Below are 23457 nucleotides of genomic sequence, written 5' to 3' on the forward strand. Positions count from 1 at the left end.
TCAGCTCCGCCAACCGCTGGGGCCGGCGCCCAGAACCTCGATGGATCCCTGACTGGCGTGTGAATGCTTGGTGCGGTGCGTCATTCGCCACTTTCCGTCGATCCGCGTCCATGAGTCGTGGTAGTCGCCGAGGGTGAAGAAGTTCAGGTGAGCCTTGCTCCCGGTGCCCACATGCATGTCGCTGACATAGGAGCGGCTGGTGGCGAGATCGCCGACCACCTCGACCAGCACGTTACCGATCAGATGTTGGGTGGGACCGCACTCGTCGAGGAACGAGCGGATGGACGCCACTACCTCGGCGGGTCCGCGCAGAGTTCCGGTGCCCAATTCTGCCGTAGCGTCCGGCGTCATGATCCGGTGGAGTTCATCCCACGCTCGTGCATCCATGGCTCGGGCGAACTCGAAGATGGAGCGGGTGATCTCGCGTTCGTCGAGAAGAGTGGTGATGTCGATGCTCATGCTGTGCGCCTTTCTTAACGTCGGGGGGTTAATAAAGGCGCACAGCAGATGTCAGCGGTTGAGCAGCTTGCGCATCGCTTCGGCAGCGCCCTTGACCATCTTGTCTCGGGGGAAGCCACTGCGCTTCTTGGCGCCTTCGTAGTTTCCTGCAGCCACCCAGATCGGGCCGTCGGCAAGGTGTTCGAGACCTTCACGTGCAACATCTTCGGGCTCTGCGACGTTCATGCCCGGGATGTCGAAGTTCAGTCCCGCGCGAATCATAGCGGGTGTGCGAGTGACACCGAGAATGAACTCGACGACGTGAACGCCGTACGGCTGGAGTTCGAGCCACAGGCTTTCGGCGAAGATGCGCCCGAATGCCTTGGACGCCGCGTAGATGCTCTGGTGCTCGGAGCCCATGAATCCGGCCAGCGAACCGAGCAGCATGATGCCGCCGCGTCCGCGATCCTTCATCAATCCGCCGAAGTGGTGCGAGAGTTCGAGCTGCTTGTTGATGTTCAGCTCGATGACTCCGGCAAATCCCGTCAGATCACCGGTCACGAACTCGTGGCCGTAGCTGTTGGCGCCGGCGTTGAAGATGAGCAGGCCGACCTCGACGTCGTCGGTGACCGCCTTGATCTGATCGAGCGCGTCCGGAACGAGCAGATCCAATGCGAGAGTGCGTACTTCGACGCCGTTGGCGCGTGCCTTGGCCGCGGTCTCCTCGAGCGGGCCCGGCTTGCGGGCGATGAGAACGAGGTTGATGCCGATCTTGCTGAGCTCGTCGGCGAACCCTGCGCCGACACCTTCTGAACCGCCGGCGATGACTGCCCACGGGCCGTAGTACTGAGGATCGATCATTACTACCTTCTTCGAAAGATGTTGGCTTGACTAGTGAAACGGAGTCGGTACGGGTTCGCTGTCGTCGACGATCGGCTGAGGCACCGGCTCGTCGTTGAGGATCTCGAGTTCGCCCGCTGTTGCAGCGTTCACGATGGACGCGATCAAGGCGCCGCACTGCTTGCGAGGGGCACCGGGTCGTCCCTCTCGCTGCCCGAATTCACGGTCGTCGGCGATTTCGAGGCACTGGGCGCGGGCCTGGTCACTCCACTGAACGGTGGTGTGTTCCCAACTGTTCTTCTGGACCAGGACCTGAGCCTTGCACTCAGCGCACTGAAGAGGCTGCATCTTCGTCTGCCTTCTTTGCAGCGAGGTTGTCTTCGACTTCCTTCTGCCAGGCTGCGACGGGTCGCGCGGTGTCGAGTTCGAATTCGAAGCGCTCGGTCATCTCGGGAGCGATGTCCGCGACATCGACGTAGAACTGTTCGTACCAGCGACGGAGCTGGTAGACCGGGCCGTCTTCTTCGCACAGGAGCGGGTTCTCGATGCGAGTCTTGTTCTTCCAGATCTCGACGTCCTGCTCGAAGCCCTTGGCGATGAACGTGCCGAAGTTCGCGGCCATCGCGTCGGCGGCTTCACCCTGGAAGCGATCCGACTTCTTGACGATGATGCCGTACTGGAGCACGAACTTGTCCGCACTGACCGGGTAGTGGCAGTTGATGAGCACAGAGTCGACGTTGTAGTCCTCGTACTCGTAGGTCAGGTCGTCGACCATGAAGGAGGGGCCGAAGTACGTCGCAACCGAGTTGCTGCCGACCATCTTCGGGGTGCCAGCTGCGTGGGGACGCATGTCCGAGCGAGCGACGCCGCGCATGTACTGCGTTGCGGCGTGGCCTTCGAAGACGTTCTTGAAGTACGTCGGGAAGGAGTAGTGCACGTAGAAGAAGTGCGCCATGTCGACGATGTTGTCGACGATTTCGCGGCAGTTGGTGTCGACGGTCGTGGTGTACCAGACCCAGTCGCTCCACTCGTCGCTGAGCGCGCCTTCGATGCGGGGGATAGCCACGTCGTCGGTCGGCGGGTTGCCCTCGGGGTCGTGCCAGACGAAGAGCATGCCGTCCTGGTCGAGGGTTTGCCAGGCGCGCGTCTTGGCCAGCGGGGGGACGCGGCGTGCGTACGGAATTTTCTGGCACTTGCCGTTGCCGCCCCAGCGCCAATCGTGGAACGGACAGGCAATGGCGTCGCCCTTGATGGTGCCCTGGCTCAAGTCGCCACCCATGTGACGGCAGTACGCGTCGAGGATCTTGACGTTGCCTTCACTGTCGGCGAAGACGACCAGTTTGGTGCCGAACGCCTCGATGGAGTGCGGCTGGCCGTCCTTGAAGGACTCCGTGAGTCCAATGCAGTGCCATCCACGCGCAAAGCGTGTAGGCGCGGTTCCAGCTTGGATCTCGCGAACCTCGTCGTTGTCGGACTGAGTGATCGTCACGATGAGTCCCGTCCTTTCCAGGGGCAGTGTCGACGCCCGACGCTAGGGGAGCGTGAATTGCCTCTGGGGTCTCGTCTCACTGGCCGGGACCAGCGGCGAGCGCGAGGATCCGGCGGCTGATCCCGGCCTCCGGGACTTCCGATCACCGGAACGCGTGACCGACATATCGTGACGGGGCAGCCGTTATGTCTATCTGCCGATCCGCTCCCTCACGGTTCGGTGCGAGGAGTGTCTCCCATGGTCAACAAGGTCCTGAGTTCAGTCCGTGATCTGCTTCCGAAGATCGCGGCCCGCGCTCAGAAGGTCGACGATTCGCGCAAGATCTCCGAACGGACCATCCGGGAGCTGTCCGAAGCCGGCGTCTTCTCCATGCTGGCGCCGAAAAGATACGGAGGTGCCGAGAGCGACCCGGTTCAGTTCTACGAAGTGGTCAGGGCCATCTCGGCTGCCTGCGGCTCGACCGGTTGGGTCGCGTCGGTGGTGGGGGTGCACCCGTGGCATCTTGCACTTTTCGACGACCGAGCGCAGGCCGACGTGTGGGGAGAGGATCAGACGACGCTCATTTCGTCCGCCTATGCGCCGGTCGGTCGACTGACGGCGGTGGACGGAGGCTACGAGCTATCGGGCCAGTGGGGTTTCTCCTCCGGTTGCGACCACGCGAGTTGGGCGTTGCTGGGAGCGATGGTGGTCGGCATGGATGGTCGTCCCGTCGATTTCATGACGGTGTTGGTGCCGCGCACCGATTACGAAATCCGTGACGTGTGGGATGTCGTGGGGATGCGCGGCACCGCGAGCAACGAGATCGTGGTCGACAAGGCCTTCGTTCCCGAGCACCGATTGAAGCGCAACTACGAGACCGCACAACTGCGTGGTCCTGGCCAAGCGGTCAATCCTGGCCCGCTGTACAAACTTCCGTTCGGGAGCATCTTCACCTCGACGGTTGCCGCTCCGTGTGTGGGCATCGTCGCCGGTTGTTACGAGGGGTACCTGGACGTGATGCGTGAGCGCGTCCGTCTGAGTTTGGGTGGTGGACGGTTCAGTGAGGATCAGTTCGCTCAGGTCGCCGTCGCACGTGCGTCGTCGGAGATCGATGCTGCGATTCTGCAGATGGATCGCAATATCCGGGAGATGTACGAACTTGCTGTGGCCGGTCAGGAGCTCCCACTCTCGATGAGGCTGCGTGCGCGTCGTGATCAGGTTCGTGCGACGGAACGCTCGGTGGAAGCGATCGACATGCTTTTCAAGACGGCAGGCGGGAACTCCCTCTCTCGCGGAAACCCGATCGAGCGTGCGTGGCGTGACGTTCATGCGGGCAGCGTTCACGTTGCCAACGAACCCGAGCGCGCGTTGGCGCTCTACGGCCGGGCGGCGTTCGGACTGCCGGTGGAGGACAACCTGATCTGACGGGTTGGCGCGTCACCGGGTGGGGTATTTGCCTTTGGATGAGGGAAGTACCGGCTCTGACCATCGGCTCGATCGTCGACATGGCGGGTGTCGCGCGCGCGAAGGTGATGCCGGCCGGCCGAACCGGTGTCTTCGAGAAAGCCGGTGCGGGAGTCTCACCGAGCTGGAACGTCTTCTGTAGCGACGATCGGATTGCCTTCACCGATTCCTTTTCCGTCGTGGGTGATCTCCGGTTGCGTATCGACCGCTCCGACCTCCGTGATCTCGGCGGGGGCGTGTCGTGGGCGCCGGCGACGTTGCACGAGCAAGACGGTGCGACGGCTGCCGTGTGTACTCGGTCCGCACTCACTGCCGTCGTGGCGCGGCTTGCCGCCGACGGACTGGAAGCTCGGGTGGGTCACGAGATCGAGTTCACTCTTTTCGGTGATGCGTGTGACGGAGCGTGGTCGGCGTACGGGTTAGGTGCAGTCCTGCGCCGCGAGGACTTCCTCAAGGACCTTCTGCGCAATGCCGAACGCGCACAACTTCATATCGAGCAAGTGCATGCAGAGTACGGACCGGATCAATTCGAGATCTCCATCGCTCCGGCAACTCCTGTTCAGGCTGCCGACCTGGTGATACTGGCCCGGATCTTGATCAGCCGCACTGCCAGAGCCCATGGATTGGCGGCCTCGTTTTCACCGATACCTACGGTCGGAGGTGCAGGGAACGGTGCACACCAGCACTTTTCGTTGAACTCAGGTGGGCGGCCCGTCTTCTCCGGTGGCGGGCAGGAGTACGGGATGACCGACAAAGGATCGTCAGCTTTGGGTGGAATCCTCTCTCACCTCGCGGAATTCACGGCCGTCTTTGCGTCCTCACCGCTCTCCGGGGTCAGGCTGCGACCGGACAATTGGTCGGGGGCCTACGTCTGTTGGGGGCTCGAGAACCGGGAAGCGGCACTGAGGTTCTGCGCAGAGTCACCGTCGAATCCACACGGCGCCAACGCCGAAGTGAAAATCGTCGATCCATCGGCCAACCCGTATCTGGCGACCGCTGCGATACTTGGCCTTTCGCATATCGGTATCGGCAATGCCTCGCCATTGCCGCCGGAAATTGTGGTGAACCCGTCGACTCTCACGGAGGCGGAACGTGATGAGCGCGGGGTGACCCGAGTCCCCACCGATCTGCGCGAGATAGTGCAGAAGTTCAACTCCTCCTCGGTGGCGAAGGAAATCTTCGGGGAGTCGATCATCGAAGCGATGGTGTCAGTGAAGGGAGTTGAGCGCGAGACTTTGTCCCAGATGGACGAGGCGACAACCGTCGAGCGGCTTCGATATACCTGGAGCTGAAAGGGTTGACGCGCAAGATGTCGAGTCCTATGTTTAAGCTATTCCTTAATTAAGGAGTTGCTTACATGGACGAGCGAAGTGGCCGACTCGATGCAGTGTTCAGCGCATTGGCCGACCCGACGAGGCGTGAAATGCTCTCTCGCCTCACTGATGGTTCGATGACCGTCGGTGAGTTGGCCGAGCCGTTCGAAATGAGTCGACCCGCCATCTCTCAGCATTTGAAGGTGCTCGAGCGAGCCGGTCTCATCGAACGAACCGCCACCGCGCAATGGCGCACGTGCACCCTTCGCGCAGAGGGTCTCGACGACGCCAGCGCCTGGGTCGACGAACACCGGCGAGGCTGGAACGAACGCTTCGACCTCCTCGACGAGCGTCTACGTGAGCTGAAGCAACGTCGACCGAAGAAGGAGAAGGACAATGAGTGACCAGAACGTCGATGCCACTGCAGAATTCACCATCACCCGGATCTTCGATGCGCCGCGCGACCTTGTCTGGCAGGCGTGGACCGACCCCGACGAGGCGGCGCGCTGGTGGCATCCGAAGGGTGTCAGCAGTCCTCGGGAGTACGTCACGATCGACCCCCGGGTTGGCGGAACGTACCGCTACCTGATGATCAACGACGAGAACGGAGCCGAGTACCCCACCGGCGGAACCTATCTCGAGGTCGACGAGCCGAAGAGGCTGGTCTTCACCTGGGGAAATCCGAGTGATCCGGTGGATGCCGCACCTCGGATAACGGTCACGCTCGCAGAACGGGGTGACAAAACCGAGATGACCTTCCACCTGGTAGGAATTCCGGGATTCAAGGGTGACGGGAATGTGTACGACGGATGGGAATCCGCTTTCGACGTGTTGGACGAAGTTCGCGCCGGCGACTAGTCGGGAATCGGACACCGCGACAGCGGTGCCGGTGATTGAATGGGGCTGATAGACCATTCGTCACCGACGCAGGAGAGCCTGATGGCACCAGAAGTTGCGGTAGTTCTCGAGGGATACACCTACTTCGAATGCCCGCGCTGGCACGAGAACCGGATCTGGGTATCGGACTTCTACACCTACCAGGTGATTTCGGCCTGCGAGGACGGGACAGACATACGCGTCGAGGCGGAGGTTCCAGGGCAGCCGTCCGGGCTGGGGTGGCTTCCGGACGGCAGATTACTGGTCGTCTCCATGCGGGACCAGAAGATTCTGCGGCGAGAATCCGATGGCGAGTTGGTGGTGCACGCAGACTTGTCCGGGTACGTCAGTGCCAACGTCAACGACATGCTGGTCGACGCACAGGGACGAGCGTACGTGGGCAACTTCGGGTTCGATCTGATGAACCTGGCCCCCGTCGAGACGGCAGATCTCCTCCGCGTCGACCCGGACGGATCGGTGCACGTCGTCGCGCGAGATCTCCACTTCCCCAACGGAATGGCTCTGACGTCGACCGGAGATCTGCTCGTGGACGAAACGCTGGGAAATCGAATCAGTGCGTTTGCCGTCCAGGCCGACGGCTCTCTGGGTGAACGCCGCGACTGGGCGTCGTTCGGGCCGGTGCCTGGTGGACCCGAGATGGAGACCACCCTCGCTCAGATCGTCGTTGCGGCGGACGGGTGTTGTATCGACGGAGACGATTCGATGTGGGTGGCCGATGCCCTCGGAAGCCGTGTTCTTCATGTGGGCGCCAGCGGGGAGATAGTCGACGAAATTGCCTTCGACAGCGGTGTCTTCGCTTGCGGACTCGGCGGTTCCGACGGTCGTACCCTGTTCGTTTGTGCCGCCCCGGATTTCAACGAACACGCTCGCAAGGTGGCTACCGAAGGAAAGCTGCTGTCGATTCGCCTGGAGCCTTTGAGCTGATATGGAATTGGTGACCTCGCTACCTGCCGACACTCCGCTGCGGCAGGTAGCTCAGCACGTCCGACGCATCGAGAACCTTGGTTTCGACACGGTGCACATCTCCGAAACCATTCGTGATCCGTTTGCGGTGGCGGCCCTGGCCGTCGAGCACAGCAGTACTCTCACTGTCCGGACGTCGATGGTTGTCGCGTTTGCGCGCAGTCCCATGGTGACGGCTTTGGCTGCCTGGGATCTTGCGGGTTTCTCGGGTGGGCGATTTCAACTGGGGCTTGCGACGCAGGTGCGTGGGAACATCGTCGGGCGGTACTCGATGCCGTGGACGGATCCTGTTGCGCAACTGCGTGATTACGTCAGCGCTGTACGCGAGATCTTCCGAGTTTTTCAGGAGGGCGGTGAACTCGACCATGCCGGAACGCACTACACCTTCGACCGGCTGCAGCCCTACTTCAATCCGGGGCCGCTCGATGTTCCGGCTCCGGAGATCTGGACCGGGGGAGTGAACTCGCGCATGTGCTCACTGGCGGGAGCCGTCGCCGACGGTTTTGTTTCTCACCCCACCAGCTCCCATCCGAAGGTGCTCGCGGAGAGGATCATTCCATCGTTGACGGCGGGCGGAAGGAAGCCGCGACTGATTGCCGTTCCGAAGATGATCACCGGCAAAGATCCTGCCGCGATACTTGCTCAACGAGAAGCGGTGCGCAGTGAACTTGCCTTTCTCTACTCCACTCCGGCGTACCGAGTCGCGCTGGAGGTCCTCGGATTATCCGAGGTCGGGGAAGAACTGACAGTGATGGCGCGGGCAGGTGATTGGGCTCGACTACCTGCCGTCCTCACCGACGATGTTCTCGACAGGCTGGTCACGCAATGCACCTACGCCGAACTCCCCGAGGTGCTGAGTTCGAAATACGCGAGTCTCTGCGACGGCATTGCACTGGCGGTGCCGGCGAATCCCGCCGACGACCGCGTCTTCGCAGCGATGTGTGAGGAGATTCGAGCTGCCGCAGCGTCTGCCCCGTGACGTCCAGTCGGCGCGAACTACACTCTCGACATGGGGCGCGTCTACGAAGGCATCGATGAAAAGCTCGCCACGTGGTTGCAGGCTCAACCGCTGTTCGTCGTTGCCACCGCACCGTTGTCTGCTGACGGGTTGGTCAATTGCTCACCCAAAGGGGGAGTCGGATCGTTTGTGGTGCTGACATCCAACCGGGTGGCGTACCTCGACCTCGCCGGCAGCGGTGTGGAAACCATCGCGCACGTGCGCGAGAACTCCCGAATAACACTGATGTTCATGGCGTTTGACGGACCACCGAAGATCGTACGACTGCACGGTCACGGACACGTTCTGCTTGCAGGGTCGGAACCATTCAACGAGCTTGTCGGTAGGTTCCCTGAGCACCCGGGGCTGCGGTCGATCGTCGTGGTCGATCTAACGCGCGTTTCGGATTCGTGCGGATACGCAGTACCGCTGATGGACTACCAATCCGATCGTGACGTGCTCGACCGCGTAGCGGAGAAGAGGGGGCCGGAGCGGCTCATCGCCTATCGCGCCGAGAAGAACGCGAAGAGTGTGGACGGGTTGCCCGGTATCGACCTGGAGTGATACAAAATCGCGTCGCCGTGCGAAAGAGTGTGGGGCAGGTGATTCTGACATTGCCTGCCCCACGTCCTCGTTGTGCTGGTTACTTCGCCATGTCCTGGGCTGCTCGGTACGAGAAGACCATGGCCGTGCCGAGCGGAACGCCAGGACCGGGGTAGAAGCGGCCGCTCAGTGACGCGCTCGTATTGCCGGCGGCGTACAGGCCGTCGATGGCGCTGCCGTCGGCACGCAGGACTCGACCGTTGACGTCGGTGACCAATCCGCCCTTGGTGCCGAGGTCACTGAGGACGATGCGGGCCGCGTAGAACGGACCGTTCTCGATCGCCGTCAGTGCCGCATTCGCGCCGCCGTTGGGTGGGCAGAAGAATGCGTCGTACGGGTCTTCGCCGCGATGGAACTCTTCGTCGACTCCCAGCTTTGCGGCGTCGTTGAACTTTTCGACAGTGCTGCGCAATGCGTCGGCCGGCAGTCCGGTCTTGGCGGCGAGTTCTTCGAGAGTGTCGGCGGCGAACCAGGTTCCGGCCTCGAGGTGCTTGGCGGGCGCCGTGTTCGGGATGCAGATGGCAGGTAGTCCGCCACCCTCGCGCGAGTCGAAGATCATGAACGACGGCACTGCAGAACCGTTGTCGTCGTGCGCATCCATGGCCCGGCCGAACTGGTCGTACGGGAGAGACTCGTTGAGGTAACGCTCGCCCGCGTTGTCGACGACGAGTCCGCCGCGAACGCCGACCATGAATGCGGCGCTGCCGTCCGGCTGCTCGACGCCGGGGCAGAACCACGCCTGATCGAGCAAAGCGGTTGCGCCACCGACAGCAATTCCGGCGGAGATCGCGTCACCGGTGTTGGCGCCGAAGGGACCCATACTCCAGATCGCTTTGCCGGGGGTGCCGGCCTGCTCACGCATCTCGGCGTTGCCTTCGATGCCGCCCGCTGCCATCAGCACACCGCGGTTCGCCTTGATTCGCTGGGTTTCGCCGCCGGATTCGACCTCGGCGCCGACAACCCGACCGTCTTCCACGATCAGGGAGGTGAGGATGGATTCGGTACGAAGTTCTGCGTTACCGGTGCTCTGGACTGCGGCCAGCAGTCGGCCGATCAGTGCGCGCCCACCGATCATCGGGCCGGGAGCATGATCCTGACCGGTGCGGTCTTGGTCGAGTTCCGGACGCACCTTGCCGGCGAGGTCACCGATGTCGGCAGGATCGAGATCGAGAGGGTTGATGGAGCGTCCCGTGTCCATCCGGCCTTCGGCCTTGTAGTAGTCGGGGAACGCACGGAACTCGAATTCGATGTGCGGGTTCTGCTCGAGTAGTGCGACGACATCGGGAGCGGTCTCGACATAGGCATCCTGGCGCTCGGACTCGGCGTCGCCGAGCAATGCGCGCAGATAGGTGCGTGCGTTCTCCGTCGAGTCGGGGAGTCCCGCACGTTCCTGTACTTGGGTTCCCGGCAGCCAGATGGATGCGCCCGAGTACGCGGAAGTTCCGCCGAAGCGATCGGTTTTCTCGAGGACGATCGTCGTCAATCCTCGAGCTGCCGCGGTGTATGCGCCGGTCAGCGCGCCGCCGCCGGAGCCGACTACCAACACGTCGCACTCGGTGGTCCAGTCCTGCATCATTGCGTCCTAACTCCAAGAGGGTGGGGTGTCCACGGAATACCGCACGGGGAGAGAAGGCCATGCCAGGTCCCACTGAGCGGGCAATATGCCGAGATGGGTGGTCGAGATGAGAGAATTGGCGAGGTCGTTCGCGACCGGGACACAGAATCGATGATGGGGGCGACGTTGCCGAGAATTGCCGAGGTCAGGGACGCTGCAGAGCCCAGTTCGGACGAGCAGCGGGCGCGCCATGTGCGGATGCTGGAAGCGGCAGCCGAATTGGGGACCGAGAAGGAACTCTCACGGGTACAGATGCACGAGGTCGCCAAGCGGGCGGGCGTGGCCATCGGCACTCTTTATCGCTATTTCCCCTCGAAGACGCACCTCTTCGTCGCTGTGATGGTCGAGCAGATCGACCAGATCGGTGCCAGCTTTGTCAGGCATCAGGTTCAGTCGGACAATCCGCAGGATGCGGTGTACGAGGTATTGGTTCGCGCGACTCGCGGGTTACTGCGTCGGCCGGCTCTCTCGACTGCGATGCTGCAGTCGTCCAGTACCGCCAACGTCGCGACGGTGCCGGACGTGGGAAAGATCGATCGCGGCTTCCGGCAGATCATCCTCGACGCGGCCGGGATCGAGAACCCCACCGAGGAAGACAACACCGGGTTGCGTCTGCTGATGCAGCTGTGGTTCGGGGTCATCCAATCGTGCCTCAACGGTCGAATCTCCATCCCCGATGCGGAGTACGACATCCGCAAGGGATGCGACCTGCTTCTGGTGAATCTCTCACGGCACTGACGTGACTTCGCCCCTCTCTGGGGTGGGTTCGTCATGTTCGCAAAATTGAAATCAATTCTATTTTTGAATCCGCATCGGTTGGGAGTTGATGTCAATCCGGACATTGCCCTGACATCATTAATAGAATAAATTACAGAAAAATAGACGGTGAGCCAGCTCGCCGACCGAAAACTCCACGAAGGAGCGAACATCATGGGTCATGCAGTCATCGTCGAGGCCGCTCGGACACCGATCGGCCGTCGTCGCGGCGCCCTGGCGGGACTGCACCCCGCCGAGATTCTGGGAGCAGCGCAGCTCGGCGTTCTCGAACGGGCAGGCGTCGCACCGGAAGACATCGGACAGATCATCGGCGGCTGTGTCACCCAGGCAGGTGAGCAGTCCAACAACGTCACGCGGCAGGCGTGGCTGCACGCCGGATTGCCGTACAGCACCGCGGCAACCACTATCGACTGCGCCTGTGGATCCGCCCAGCAGGCAGTGCATTTGATTTCCGGCCTGATTTCGTCTGGTCAGATCTCGGCCGGTATCGGCTGCGGCGTCGAGGCTATGAGCCGTGTGTTCCTGGGTCAGGCAAACGCACCCGGAACGGGAAACCCGTACCCGGACGACTGGACCATCGACATGGGTGACCAGTTCACCTCCGCGCAGCGAATTGCCGAGAAGCGTGGGATCACGCGCGCCGACGTCGACGCGTTCGGTCTGGAATCGCAGCGCCGCGCAGCTCAGGCTTGGGCTGAAGGACGCTTCGACCGCGAGATCGTGCCCGTCAAGGCTCCCGTGGTGGACAAGGAAGGCGTGCCTACCGGTGAGATCGCCACTGTCACTCGCGACGGGGGACTGCGTGAGACGACGGCAGAAGCGCTGGCTGGGCTCAAGCCGGTCATCGAAGGCCATATCCACACCGCCGGCAACTCGTCGCAGATCAGTGATGGCGCGGCTGCGGTACTGCTGATGAGCGAAGAGCGCGCACAGGAACTGGGATTGAAGCCCCGCGCGCGGATCGTCGCGTCCGGCATGGTCGGATCCGATCCCTTCTATCACCTGGACGGGCCGATCGAGTCCACCCAGATGGTGCTCGACAAGGCCAAAATGACCTTGGACGACATCGATCTCGTCGAAATCAACGAAGCCTTTGCCTCGGTCGTGCTCTCCTGGGCGCAGGTTCACGGCGCAGACCTGTCCAAGGTCAACGTCAACGGTGGTGCGATCGCGCTCGGACATCCCGTCGGTTCCACGGGCGCTCGTCTGATCACCACTGCGCTGCACGAACTCGAGCGCTCGAACAAGTCGACGGCTCTGGTCACGATGTGCGCCGGTGGCGCTCTCTCGACCGCCACCATTATCGAACGCATCTGACCCGTACTGACACTGTCGAATTGACGAGGTAGACATGACTATTGGATTGAGTGAAGAAGATCGTGACCTCCGCGACTCCGTACGGGGCTGGGCGGCGCGTCACGCAACACCCACCGTCGTCCGTGAAGCCGTCGAGGCGAAGGTCGAAACTCGCCCCCAACTCTGGAACGGGCTTGCCGAGCAGGGGCTTCTCGGACTACACGTAGCCGAGGAATTCGGCGGCGCAGGATACGGATTGGTCGAACTCGCCATCGTCGTCGAGGAACTTGGACGCTCGATGGTTCCCGGACCATTCCTGCCGACGGTAGTGGTCAGCGCTGTTCTCAGCGATGCCGGAGAAACGGACAGACTGCCGACGCTCGTGGATGGCAGCACGCTCGGAGCTGTTGCACTGCAGCCGGGTTCGCTGAAGATCACCCGCGACGGCGACAACACCACCCTCAGCGGAACGTCCAGCCAGATTCTCGGCGGCCATGTCGCTGACCTGTTCCTCCTCGCGACGGACAGCGGATTCGTTCTGCTCGGACGTGACCGCCTCGAGGTCACGGACTTGGCCAGCTACGACGTCGTGCGTCGTAACTCCGAGGTCACCGTCGACGGTTTGGTGCTCACCGATTCCGAGATCCTCACCATCGATACCCAGCGTGTACTCGACATTGCCGCAACACTGTTCGCGGCCGAGGCATCAGGCTTGGCCGACTGGGCAGTCACGACGTCGGCCGACTACGCGAAGGTGCGTCAGCAGTTCGGTCGCCCGATCGGCCAGTTCCAGGGTGTCAAGCACAAGGCTGCACGTATGCTCGCGCTTGCCGAACAGGCACGCGTCTGCGCTTGGGACGCTGCGCGTGCGCTGACTCCCGCCAACGGCGTCGGTGCCGAGGAGGCTTCTCTCGCAGCAGCCGTCGCCGGAGCCACGGCCCTCGAGGCTGGCTTCTCCGTCACGCGTGACTGCATCCAGGTGCTCGGCGGAATCGGCTACACGTGGGAGCACGACGCGCACCTGTACCTGCGCCGCGCGCAGTCCCTGCGAATTCTGCTGGGTTCCACGGCATCCTGGCGTCGTCGCGTTGCCGAGCTGACCATTGCCGGCACCCGTCGCGTGCTCAGCATCGAGTTGCCGCCCGAGGCCGAGGCGGTCCGCGCCGACGTTCGCGCCGAGCTCGGTCCTGCGCTCGAACTCGAAGGTGCCGCGCAGAAGACGTACCTCGCGGAAAAGGGCTACACCGCACCGCACTTCACGGCTCCGTGGGGCAAGTCCGCCGACGCCGTCAGCCAGCTGGTCATCGCCGAAGAACTGCGCGCTGCGAAGATCAAGCCGCACGACATGATCATCGGCAACTGGGTCATCCCGACGCTCATCGCGCACGGCAACGAAGAGCAGCTCGCCAAGTTCGTCCCGCCGTCACTGCGCGGCGACATCGTCTGGTGTCAGCTCTTCTCCGAGCCCGGCGCAGGTTCCGACCTCGCCGCACTGAGTACAAAGGCCACCAAGGTCGACGGTGGCTGGAAGTTGCAGGGCCAGAAGGTGTGGACGTCGATGGCACGCGACGCGCACTGGGGAATCTGCCTCGCGCGCACCGACGCCGACGCACCCAAGCACAAGGGCCTGTCCTACTTCCTCATCGACATCAAGAACAGTGGCCTCGACATTCGTCCGCTGCGCGAGATCACCGGTGAAGCACTGTTCAACGAAGTCTTCTTCGACGACGTCTTCGTTCCCGACGAGTGCCTGGTCGGCGCGCCAGGCGACGGCTGGAAGCTCGCTCGCACCACGCTGGCCAACGAGCGTGTCTCGCTGTCCAACGACTCGTCGCTCGGATCGGGTGGCGAGGCTCTTCTGAGCCTGGTCGACGGACTGCCCGGTGGCATCGACGACGAGCAGCTGACCGTGCTCGGAAAGGTGCTGTGCGACGCGCAATCCGGTGGTCTGCTCGGTCTGCGCACCACGCTGCGCTCGCTCACCGGCGCGCAGCCGGGTGCCGAATCCTCGGTGGCGAAGCTGATCGGTGTCGAGCACATCCAGCAGGTCTGGGACGTGGCAATGGAGTGGGCCGGACCGAGTTCACTTCTGGGCGAACAGCATCGGATGTCTGCAACCCAGATGTTCTTGAACTCGCAGTGCATGTCCATCGCGGGTGGTACAACCAATGTTCAGCTCAACATCATCGGTGAGCGAATCCTGGGTCTGCCTCGCGACCCTGAACCGGGAAAGTGACCTGCACATGAGCAATCGCACCTTCGTCATCGGCGTCGGCATGACCAAGTTCGAGAAGATCGAGACCCGCGACTGGGAATACCCGGACATGGTGACCGAAGCCGTCTCGAATGCCCTGACCGATGCCGGGATCGGCTACGGCCAGATTCAGCGTGCTGCGGTCGGTTACGTGTTCAACGCGTCGACAGCAGGACAGCGAGCTCTCTACGAGACCGGTCTGACCGGCATTCCGATCTTCAACGTCAACAACAACTGCGCGACCGGCTCGACGGCGCTGATGATGGCGCGCGAGTGGGTCCAGGCCGGACAAGCCGAGTGCGCCTTGGCCGTCGGCTTCGAGAAGATGACCAAAACGGCGTTGACCGGTAACGGTGAGATGCCCAAGGTCACGACCTTGGACTCTCAGCTGAAGATCATGGTCGAGGATTACGGGTTCGCCCGATCGCCGATGACAGCTCAGCTGTTCGGTAACGCTGCCGTCGAGCACATGAAGAAGTACGGCACCACGGTCGAGCAGATCGCAGCGGTGGCGGTCAAGAATCACAAGCATTCGGTGAACAATCCGTACGCACAGTTCCGTGACGAGTACACCCTCGAACAGGTACTCGGCGACAAGATGATTCACGAGCCGCTGACACGTTCGCAGTGCTCGCCGACCTCGGACGGCGCCGGAGCCGCGATCGTCGTGAGCGAGAAGTTCGTGCGTGAGCACGGCCTCGAAGACCGGGCGATCGAAATCGTCGCACAGGCGTTGACCACTGACACCGAGGCAGCGTTCGCCGAGAAGTCGATGATCGACGTGGTCGGCGCGCCGATGACGGCAGCTGCGGCAGAGCAGGTCTTTGCGCAGGCCGGGATCACCATCGATGACGTCGACGTCATCGAACTGCACGACTGCTTCGCGATCAACGAGATCATCACCTACGAGGGCCTGGGGATGTGCGCGGTCGGAGAAGGCGGAAAGCTCGTCGAATCCGGCGCGACCACGTACGGCGGCCAGTGGGTCGTCAACCCGTCGGGTGGTTTGATCTCGAAGGGACACCCGCTGGGCGCGACGGGCTTGGCGCAGTGCGCCGAACTCACGTGGCAGCTCCGCGGGACCGCGGATGCGCGGCAGGTCGAAGGCGCTCGTATTGGCTTGCAACACAACCTCGGACTGGGCGGCGCGTGCGTCGTGACGGTCTACCGAGCCGGAACTTTGGAGAACTGATGGCTATCGATCTCGAGGTGGCGTTGGCCGCCGAACCGACTGTGCGCGAGGCGTCGTGGACCGATCGCGACGTCATGCTCTACCAATTGGGACTCGGGGCAGGGGTGAATGCTCTCGATCCCGCTGAACTGACCTGGGTGTACGAAAAGGGGCTGAAGGTACTCCCGACGTTTGCAATGGTTGCAGGCCAGGGAGTTTCGGCGGGTGTACTGCCCGCACCGTCGATGAGTATGCCGGGAATCGACATCGATCTGCGAAAGATCCTGCACGGTGGGCAGTCGCTGGCACTTCACGCGCCCATCCCGTCGACGGGTGCTGCCCGTATTTCTTCTCGGGTCGCCGATGTCTGGGACAAGGGAAAGGCAGCTGTGATCGTTCTCGATACGGCGGCCGAGGACCTGGACGGGAATCCGTTATGGACCACCGGAATGCAGATCTGGGCGCGCGGCGAAGGTGGATTCGGCGGCAACACCGGGCCCGAAGTTGTTGCCGGGGTGCCTGATCGAGCGCCCGACAAGGTACTGACGTCGAGCACGAGTCCCTCACAGGCGCTGGTGTACCGACTCAGTGGAGACATGAACCCGCTGCACGCTGATCCCTCCTTCGCGAAGATGGCGGGCTTCGATGCACCGATTCTGCACGGCCTCGCGTCGTACGGCATCGTCTGCAAGGCCGTGGTAGACGGGATTCTCGACGGAGATCCGACGCGGGTGAAGAACTACTCGGTGCGGTTTGCAGGTTCGCTCTTCCCCGGCGAATCCATCACCACCTCGGTATGGCAGGACGGCAACACACTGACGTTGGCGGCGACGTGCCCCGAACGCGAGAACTCCCCGGTTCTCACGCACGCAACAATGGAGATCAACTGATGGACCTCGGTTCGCACCCCACAGCAGCGACACATCCGGGCGGCACGATTCTGACGTCGCCGCCGCAGGACGCCCCGGTCGACCGGGCCACGGCAGCAGCGCGTCGCGTTGTCGACGCGATGCTGCGCACCGACCGCGGAAACGCCAATCTGGACCGGGTTGCGGAGGAGCTCAACAGCATTGCCGAGCATCTCGAACAGCACTCACCCGAGGTGGCCGAGCGCTTGATCGACATGTGGAACGGTGAGGGCGTGACTCGTCACGACCCCGTGACCGGCCCCGAGAACGCCATTGCGCCGCCGCTCGTTCTGGAAGGGCTCGCTGACGGGTCGGTGCAGGGAGTGGTCACGTTGACGCTGCCGTACCAGGGCCCTCCCGGCCATGTGCACGGCGGTGTTTCGGCGCTGCTGCTCGATCACGTTCTCGGCGTCGCGAACGCCTGGGGTGGAACTTCCGGCATGACAGCACAATTGAGCACTCGGTACCATCGCCCGACTCCGCTGTTCGAGCCACTCACGATCAGCGGCAAATTCCTGTCCAAGGACGGCCGCAAGATTCACACCGTCGGTGAGATCAAAACTGCGGACGGCGAATTGTGTGTGTCGGTAGAGGGACTGTTCATCGACAAGACCGTGCCGCGCCCCAGGTAGGGGCTTCGCCCCCGTGCGCCTTTTTGGTAGTGGGAACTACCAAAAAGGCGCACAGGGGTTCTGACGAAGGAGGGCCCAGTGGGCAAGCTCGACGGACGTGTAGCAGTGGTCACCGGTGCCGGTATGGGCATCGGGCGCGGAGTGGCGGGCGCGTTCGCGCGTGAAGGCGCGTCGGTGTTGGTTGCCGAGATCGACGAGGCAGCGGGCCTCGAAACCACCCAGTGGTTGCGGGACGAATGGGGCGCGGAGGCGGAATTCGTCCGGACCGACGTCACTGACAAAGCTCAGGTTGTTGCCATGGTCGACAAGTCCGTCGAGCGGTTCGGACGCCTCGACATCCTGGTCAACAATGCTTGGCGGACTTTCGGTTTCGCTCGGCTCGAGAAGATGTCCGACGAGCAATTGCGCGGCGGTTTCGACATGGCAGTGATGGCGGCATTCTGGGCGATGCAGGCTGCCCTGCCGGAACTGGAGCGTCACGGCACGGGCCGCGTGATCAACATGTGCAGCCTCAACGGCGTGAATGCTCACATGTACTCGGTGCAGTACAACGCGGCGAAGGAAGCATTGCGAACCCTGACTCGCACTGCTGCCCGCGAGTGGGCTCCCAAGCAGGTGAACTGCAACGTCATCTGTCCCGGTGCGCAGAGTGCGGCGTACAAGCGTGTCGCCGAAGCCAATCCGGAGAACGTGGCAGTGATGGCCGCACAGAACCCGATGGGGCGGATCGGCGATCCCCTCGACGACATCGGCCCCGTTGCGGCCTTCCTGGCAAGTGACGACAGCCGTTACGTCACCGGCAACACCCTCTTCGTCGACGGTGGTGGGCACATCAACGGCGTGCAGTGGGCGCCGACCGTCGACTGATCGACGGCGACGCAGCCGGTGTATCCGGCGTCTATTTGGCCGTGAACCCGGCGTCGACCGGCAACGCGATACCTGTGACGTATCGAGCCTGATCCGAAACCAGCCAGGCTATCGCGTTGCTGACGTCGGCAGCTTCGATCAACTCGACGTTCAAGAGGTTGCCCACGTCGGCTCCGCTCGATGTCGGGGAGTCCGCAAACAGCTTCGCGACCGCGTCGTTGACGACCATCGGTGTATTCGCGCCAGTCGGGTGCACGGAGTTGACACGAATATTGTGGGGAGCAAGCCAGTGCGACCACGTGCGCCCAAGCCCCACGATGGCGTGTTTACTCGCGCAGTAGCCGTCGGATCCGCCGGTGCCGTCACCTCCACGACCGACAAGTCCCAGAGTTGATCCGGTAAGGACTATTGCGCCACCTGTACCTTGTTCGATCATCGCGGGCGCTGCGGCCTGGACGGTATTCCAGACGCCGAATAGGTTGACCTCCATCTGGTCGCGGAAGGCGCGAGCATCGTCGATATCCGGGGACATCATGCCGATACCGGCGTTGGCCAGGACGATGTCGACGCTGCCCAGCTCCGCAATTCCTTCGGATACCGCAGTTCGCAGTGCGGACAGATCGCGAACATCCACTTCTCGCGCGACGATACTTCGTCCCAGGTTCTCGACCGCTGCTGTTGTCTGCCGCAAATCGTCGGCGGTTCCCATCGGGTAGGCCACCGATTCGATCTGACGGCAGATGTCGAGCGCAATGATGTTCGCGCCCTCCTGCGCCAATCGCACGGCGTGGCTCCTGCCCTGACCTCGGGCGGCCCCGGTGATCAGTGCGGTTTTGCCTTCCAACTGTCCGGGCATGCGTGCTCCGTCCGTCGTGAATCATGATTACTCGGTCATGAGTACTGACCCGAGGGGACGGCGAAATTCGTCGCCGGCGACGTAGTCTGAGTTCAGTTACAGCGGGAACTCGCTTCGGAAGAGAAGAGGCTCGGGATGTCCGATTGGGTGAAGAAGGTCGAAGCTGAAGCCAAAGGGCTCCTCGCCGAGGCGGAAGAAGAGCTGACCGTCCTCGAAGGTGTCGACACCATAGATCCGCTTGCCGACGACGATCCGGCACCAGAAGACGGCACCAAGCCGACGTCAGACTGACCCTGCGACCCGTCGGCGCGCCTCGACACCGCTCGGTATCTCAGTACGGTGGCGGGTCGTCCCCGTAGTCGATGGGTTCTCGGCGGGCTCGCGGTGATTTCCGCCGCTTGTATTGAACGTGCTCCTCTGCTCGTTTCTGTATCCGTCGGCGCTGGCGATTGCGTTCACTCTGGATACGGGCAGCTTTGTTCTCCGCCTGGGTCCGCCGATTTCGACCGCCCTGGGGCGGTGTCGGTTCGTGCGATCCAGCCATCAATCCTGCGGGTCGCGTTCGGTAACAATGCCCGGTCGGCGACGTCAGCGACATGGTCCGATCCTCGTTCGACGTGAACCGCCACCGGTCGGAATGCTTGAGGCGATGATGGTTGCGGCAGAACGCACTCATATTCGACGCGACCGTTTTACCGCCGCATTCGGGGTCGCCGTGATGGAACGGTTCATTTGTGGTCCAGATCGGAATTCCAGGCCGGGACATCACAATGCAGCCATTGGCAGCTGCCCGCGATGATCCGTAACCAGGTATCGAGAACGGCGCCCGGTCGGTAGACGCGCGCCGAAGCAGGCACCGGCTCTGCGACGTCATCAGCAGGTGCTCGGACGTTTCGAATTACGGCGTCACGGGCGATATCGCGAGCATGCTCAGCGCTGATCACCCCGTACCCGTCGAGGTGGGCGGGCTCGCCGCCACCGTGCAGAGTGGAATCAGTCATCACGACGTGAACCACGGGCCGACGAACGACAACACCACCGCTACGATCCTGCGGGCAATCAGCTCGGCCACAGTTGCACGGCAAGAATTGTGATCCGTTGGTCAACTCGAAGAGCGCGTCGGCTCGTCGCTGCTCGTACGTTCGAGAGTCGTTTCGGCATACCGACATTGCCAACTCGCGTAGTCGGCCGTCGAATGCCCGAGCCTGTTCTGCCGGAACGCTTCCCAAGATCTTTGCCATCCCGTCCTCGGCAGCGTTGACTCCGACGAACCGATCGGTGAGAGCACGGCGTCGGCGTTCTCGCATACCTTCCGGGTCCACCATCGCCACGATCCGATCGATCGCCGCTGTCAGTCGCCTTCCCGTCAAGCCCGTTCCGCCTGCTACTGGTGGGGCGAGAACCTGCTCGAGCAGTAGTCGTTCCACCTCGTCGATCAATTCGTCTTTCACGTTCGCGGTCGCGGAATCGATCAAACCAACTCGGTACAGATCCAACTCGCCACGGGCCATCGCCGCTCGAGTGCGATGCAGACGAGTCTTTAACGAGAACCCCAACCCGATCAGCTTGCCGGCAGCCGCGCGACCCATCGTCAGTGACGCACCGACTTCCGATTCAGCCAACTCGTGTGCGGTCGACGACCACGCACCACTGGCGACATGCTCCGAGCTTCGCCGCGAAAAGAACTCGGCAATCACAGCGAGCTTGCGTTCGACCAGCATCGCCTCGCATGCATGCAGATCGGTCATGAGATCAACCAGCGCACAATCAGTTTCGGTACCAATCAGCTGTGCTGAGATACCGAAGAGCTCTGTCGTGGGGTTGACCATGCATCGATCTTATTCGAATATGCGTTCGAATGGCGTCGAATTCTTGAATCAGTCGGAATAGTCGGTTTCCTGAATTTCAGTGCATCTCAAGGGTTAGTCGTAATGCTGTCAGCGGATCCGAGGCATCTCGACGCCCACGCGGACCAGGCCCTTCGGGGTTGACGAAGCGGCCCTCGTCCGAGCGAGTCCACTCGCGTACGGCCCATCTCTCCTTGATCGCCCAACGGCCGTCGCGTCGCTCCATGTGGTCGATGAACCGCGCACCACTGGTGAAGTTGATCATTCCGATGTCTTCGGGCCCGCCCCAGTGTGTGGACATCGAATACGCCTCGCTGATCGCGTGGTCGCCGTGCAGTTCGACCAGGTGGTTGCCGATGTGGTGCATCGTGCCGCCGATCGCGGAGAGTTTTGTTGTGGCCCAGGCGATGTACTCGTCGATGGTGCCGTCGAATCCGGTGTGATGGTCGATCGCGTCCGGGTGGTAGGCGCTGCGGACGAGATCGAAGTCGAGGCGATCGATGCCGCGGCAGTACGTCAGAACCACCTCACGAATTGCCTGCTTGTCGATGAGATCCTGCAGTGCCCGGTCCATGTCATGCCTCCTTGATGCTGGTTATCCAGTCGAGTAGTTCTGGTAGTTCTTCGGCAGCGCAATCGAATACGGCAGGTCGAAAAACGACGACGGGCGCGCCGCGGGCGAACCAGTCCCGGGTCTTGTCTGCGGTTGCCGAGAGGTCGACGGACCCGTTGTCGCGTCGAACCGGCGCCGCAGACACTTGCACGCGCGCCGACTCCGGGTCACGTTGGTGGGCTTCGAACGTGTTGCGCAACAGTGCAACACTGTCGGTGAACGTTCCCAGATCGGTCGGGTTCACGGTCCAGCCGTCGGCGACGCGTGCGATGCGGTCGAAGTTCCGCCGGCTTGGTCCGAAACCGAAGAGCACCGGTACGCGATTTTGGATCGGCAGCGGGAGGCTGTGGTAGTTCTCGAAGGCGAAGTCGCGTCCCTTGAAGGTGGCCGGAGCATTGGTCCACAGTTCGCGACACGCTGCGACAGCCTCCTCCATGCGCCCGAATCGCGCGTCGAAAGGCATGTTGGTAGCGGTGTATTCGGCTTCTTGCCAACCGACGCCGAAACCCATGACGGCTCGACCTTCGGACAATGAGTCGAGAGTTGCAACCTGTTTGGCAAGCAGGGCGGCTGGGCGAACAGTGGCGATCAGAACCGATACTCCGAGGCGAGCGCGTTCGGTCACTGCGGCGATCGAGGAAAGAGGTGAAATCGGTTCGTACCAAGGGTGATCCAACGGGAACAAGAAGTTGTGTTCGGCTACCCGCTGAGCGTGTGCTTCGGCATTGAACCCGAGATGATCGCCGGTGCAGATCAGATCGATCCCGGCACGGTCAGCACGCGCGGCGAAGTCCAGAACCGGGCGAATCTTGCCGTCGAACAGGGCCTCGAGGCCCAAGATGTTGACGCCGATTTCCACAGTCGTCGTTCCTCTACAGTGCCCGCTTGGCATGCGCGGACATCTCGCCCATGTTGTCCAGACAGAAGAGTCTCGAGCTGAACTGCCACGACCCGTCGACGCAGGTGAAGCGATCGAAGTAGCGCCCCGCCAGAATAGGTTGCAGGGCAAGATTTTCGGTACCTTGGATGACCGTGACGTACGAGAGTGCCGTCGCTGATTCACCGTCGACCGCGATTCGCGTGTTGGTCAGCAGATGTTTGGTTCGTGGAACCGGCGGATCACCGTACATTCGAATGAAGCCGCTGCAGGCTGCGAACACTGCGTCGGCGTCGGACGAAATGAGCGTGATGGCAACCCCGTCCGGCCCGCACTGCCCGTAGTCGGACGATGCGAACAATGCAGCGACTTCACGCAATCGGCCCTGATCGATCAGATGCGTGTACTCGCAGAGCAGGTCACGGATCGCCGACTCGGCGACGATCCGTGACAGCTCCGTGGTCATACGGTGATCTCGCGCCGAACCATCTTGCCGGTTGCATTGCGAGGCAGCAGATCGCTGGTGATGCGCCACTTCGACGGCACCTTGAAATAGGACAGTCGCTCGGCGGCGTAATCACGCAGCTCCGCCTCCGTTGTGGCGGCTCCGGGACGCAGGACAACCACGGCGGACACTTCCTGGCCGAGGTCGGGGTGCGGCATGCCGATGACAGCGCACTCGATCACGTCGGGGTGTTCGTCGAGCGTCTGCTCGATCTCGGTGGGGTAGACGTTCTCGCCGCCGCGCAGGATCAGGTCGG

Annotated in this window: 26 protein-coding genes; 15 read left to right on the forward strand and 11 right to left on the reverse strand. The window is 62.4% G+C overall.

Annotated features, from left to right (window positions below):
* The 4 genes from QM609_RS04565 to QM609_RS04580 are packed head-to-tail and all read right to left on the reverse strand — an operon-like array spanning position 1 to position 2767.
* Positions 1–459 carry a nuclear transport factor 2 family protein gene (locus tag QM609_RS04565; protein ID WP_050656855.1) on the reverse strand — a complete coding sequence of 153 codons (459 nt, stop codon included), beginning with the start codon at positions 457–459 and terminating at the stop codon, positions 1–3.
* 51 nt (positions 460–510) lie between these two features.
* Entirely contained in the window at positions 511–1299 is a 789-nt protein-coding gene (locus tag QM609_RS04570) for an SDR family NAD(P)-dependent oxidoreductase (protein ID WP_020909164.1), read from the reverse strand.
* 30 nt (positions 1300–1329) lie between these two features.
* Positions 1330–1626: a hypothetical protein gene (locus QM609_RS04575; RefSeq protein ID WP_003940353.1), complete on the reverse strand. Its 297-nt coding sequence runs from the start codon at positions 1624–1626 to the stop codon at positions 1330–1332.
* Entirely contained in the window at positions 1604–2767 is a 1164-nt protein-coding gene (locus QM609_RS04580) for a 3-ketosteroid-9-alpha-monooxygenase, oxygenase component (protein WP_003940257.1), read from the reverse strand. The genes QM609_RS04575 and QM609_RS04580 overlap by 23 nt, the downstream gene beginning before the upstream one ends.
* Before the next feature lie 237 nt (positions 2768–3004).
* Between QM609_RS04580 and hsaA the strand changes: the two genes are divergently transcribed.
* The 7 genes from hsaA (at position 3005) to QM609_RS04615 (ending at position 8944) form a co-directional block, all read left to right on the forward strand.
* Positions 3005–4171, forward strand: coding sequence for a 3-hydroxy-9,10-secoandrosta-1,3,5(10)-triene-9,17-dione monooxygenase oxygenase subunit (gene hsaA / locus QM609_RS04585; RefSeq protein WP_042448427.1), 1167 nt, complete (start codon positions 3005–3007; stop codon positions 4169–4171).
* 38 nt (positions 4172–4209) lie between these two features.
* Complete coding sequence (locus tag QM609_RS04590) at positions 4210–5502, forward strand: type I glutamate--ammonia ligase (protein WP_050656856.1); 1293 nt, start codon at positions 4210–4212, stop codon at positions 5500–5502.
* A 65-nt stretch (positions 5503–5567) separates the two neighbouring features.
* The gene (locus tag QM609_RS04595; protein ID WP_003940373.1) at positions 5568–5927 is read left to right on the forward strand and encodes an ArsR/SmtB family transcription factor; all 360 of its coding nucleotides are present in this window, start codon (positions 5568–5570) and stop codon (positions 5925–5927) included.
* Positions 5920–6381: an SRPBCC family protein gene (locus QM609_RS04600; RefSeq protein ID WP_050656857.1), complete on the forward strand. Its 462-nt coding sequence runs from the start codon at positions 5920–5922 to the stop codon at positions 6379–6381. The genes QM609_RS04595 and QM609_RS04600 overlap by 8 nt, the downstream gene beginning before the upstream one ends.
* A gap of 81 nt (positions 6382–6462) precedes the next feature.
* On the forward strand, positions 6463–7344 hold the full coding sequence (locus QM609_RS04605; RefSeq protein WP_030536983.1) for an SMP-30/gluconolactonase/LRE family protein: 882 nt from the start codon (positions 6463–6465) through the stop codon (positions 7342–7344).
* 1 nt (position 7345) lies between these two features.
* Entirely contained in the window at positions 7346–8362 is a 1017-nt protein-coding gene (locus tag QM609_RS04610; RefSeq protein ID WP_050656598.1) for a TIGR03617 family F420-dependent LLM class oxidoreductase, read from the forward strand.
* Between the two features lie 30 nt (positions 8363–8392).
* Positions 8393–8944 (forward strand): pyridoxamine 5'-phosphate oxidase family protein, encoded by a 552-nt coding sequence (locus tag QM609_RS04615; RefSeq protein WP_283337060.1) that lies wholly within the window; start codon positions 8393–8395, stop codon positions 8942–8944.
* 79 nt (positions 8945–9023) lie between these two features.
* Here QM609_RS04615 and QM609_RS04620 read toward each other — a convergent pair whose 3' ends face one another.
* Complete coding sequence (locus tag QM609_RS04620; RefSeq protein ID WP_030536986.1) at positions 9024–10556, reverse strand: FAD-dependent oxidoreductase; 1533 nt, start codon at positions 10554–10556, stop codon at positions 9024–9026.
* Between the two features lie 153 nt (positions 10557–10709).
* On the opposite strand from QM609_RS04620, the gene QM609_RS04625 reads away from it, so the two are divergent.
* The 7 genes from QM609_RS04625 (at position 10710) to QM609_RS04655 (ending at position 18503) form a co-directional block, all read left to right on the forward strand.
* Entirely contained in the window at positions 10710–11336 is a 627-nt protein-coding gene (locus QM609_RS04625; protein ID WP_030536987.1) for a TetR/AcrR family transcriptional regulator, read from the forward strand.
* A gap of 192 nt (positions 11337–11528) precedes the next feature.
* Positions 11529–12692, forward strand: coding sequence for a steroid 3-ketoacyl-CoA thiolase (locus QM609_RS04630; RefSeq protein WP_007732681.1), 1164 nt, complete (start codon positions 11529–11531; stop codon positions 12690–12692).
* A gap of 34 nt (positions 12693–12726) precedes the next feature.
* Complete coding sequence (locus QM609_RS04635) at positions 12727–14907, forward strand: acyl-CoA dehydrogenase family protein (RefSeq protein ID WP_050656596.1); 2181 nt, start codon at positions 12727–12729, stop codon at positions 14905–14907.
* Positions 14908–14914: 7 nt separating this feature from the next.
* Entirely contained in the window at positions 14915–16117 is a 1203-nt protein-coding gene (locus tag QM609_RS04640; RefSeq protein ID WP_003940027.1) for a lipid-transfer protein, read from the forward strand.
* Positions 16117–16986: a MaoC/PaaZ C-terminal domain-containing protein gene (locus tag QM609_RS04645; protein WP_283337061.1), complete on the forward strand. Its 870-nt coding sequence runs from the start codon at positions 16117–16119 to the stop codon at positions 16984–16986. The genes QM609_RS04640 and QM609_RS04645 overlap by 1 nt, the downstream gene beginning before the upstream one ends.
* Complete coding sequence (locus QM609_RS04650) at positions 16986–17636, forward strand: PaaI family thioesterase (RefSeq protein WP_003940283.1); 651 nt, start codon at positions 16986–16988, stop codon at positions 17634–17636. Before QM609_RS04645 ends, QM609_RS04650 begins: the two co-directional genes overlap by 1 nt.
* 78 nt (positions 17637–17714) lie before the next feature.
* Positions 17715–18503 carry an SDR family NAD(P)-dependent oxidoreductase gene (locus tag QM609_RS04655; RefSeq protein ID WP_003940182.1) on the forward strand — a complete coding sequence of 263 codons (789 nt, stop codon included), beginning with the start codon at positions 17715–17717 and terminating at the stop codon, positions 18501–18503.
* A 31-nt stretch (positions 18504–18534) separates the two neighbouring features.
* Here the strand turns inward: QM609_RS04655 and QM609_RS04660 are convergent, their stop codons facing one another.
* The gene (locus tag QM609_RS04660; protein ID WP_003940537.1) at positions 18535–19359 is read right to left on the reverse strand and encodes a mycofactocin-coupled SDR family oxidoreductase; all 825 of its coding nucleotides are present in this window, start codon (positions 19357–19359) and stop codon (positions 18535–18537) included.
* 135 nt (positions 19360–19494) lie between these two features.
* Here QM609_RS04660 and QM609_RS04665 point away from each other — a divergent pair, with 135 nt between their 5' ends.
* Entirely contained in the window at positions 19495–19650 is a 156-nt protein-coding gene (locus QM609_RS04665; protein WP_003940615.1) for a hypothetical protein, read from the forward strand.
* Between the two features lie 437 nt (positions 19651–20087).
* Here the strand turns inward: QM609_RS04665 and QM609_RS04670 are convergent, their stop codons facing one another.
* From QM609_RS04670 to QM609_RS04690, 5 genes are all read right to left on the reverse strand, one after another.
* On the reverse strand, positions 20088–21107 hold the full coding sequence (locus QM609_RS04670) for a DUF222 domain-containing protein (protein ID WP_371683553.1): 1020 nt from the start codon (positions 21105–21107) through the stop codon (positions 20088–20090).
* Between the two features lie 157 nt (positions 21108–21264).
* Positions 21265–21780: a nuclear transport factor 2 family protein gene (locus QM609_RS04675; RefSeq protein WP_050656595.1), complete on the reverse strand. Its 516-nt coding sequence runs from the start codon at positions 21778–21780 to the stop codon at positions 21265–21267.
* 1 nt (position 21781) lies between these two features.
* Positions 21782–22678 (reverse strand): TIGR03619 family F420-dependent LLM class oxidoreductase, encoded by an 897-nt coding sequence (locus QM609_RS04680; protein WP_050656594.1) that lies wholly within the window; start codon positions 22676–22678, stop codon positions 21782–21784.
* Between the two features lie 13 nt (positions 22679–22691).
* The gene (locus tag QM609_RS04685; protein ID WP_042448401.1) at positions 22692–23162 is read right to left on the reverse strand and encodes a nuclear transport factor 2 family protein; all 471 of its coding nucleotides are present in this window, start codon (positions 23160–23162) and stop codon (positions 22692–22694) included.
* Positions 23159–23457: AMP-binding enzyme (locus QM609_RS04690; RefSeq protein WP_502942710.1), on the reverse strand; the 299-nt coding region annotated here is incomplete at its 5' end. The genes QM609_RS04685 and QM609_RS04690, both read right to left, overlap by 4 nt.

This window comes from Rhodococcus sp. IEGM 1302 (assembly GCF_030056935.1).
GTDB classification, from domain to species: Bacteria; Actinomycetota; Actinomycetes; order Mycobacteriales; family Mycobacteriaceae; genus Rhodococcus_F; species Rhodococcus_F qingshengii.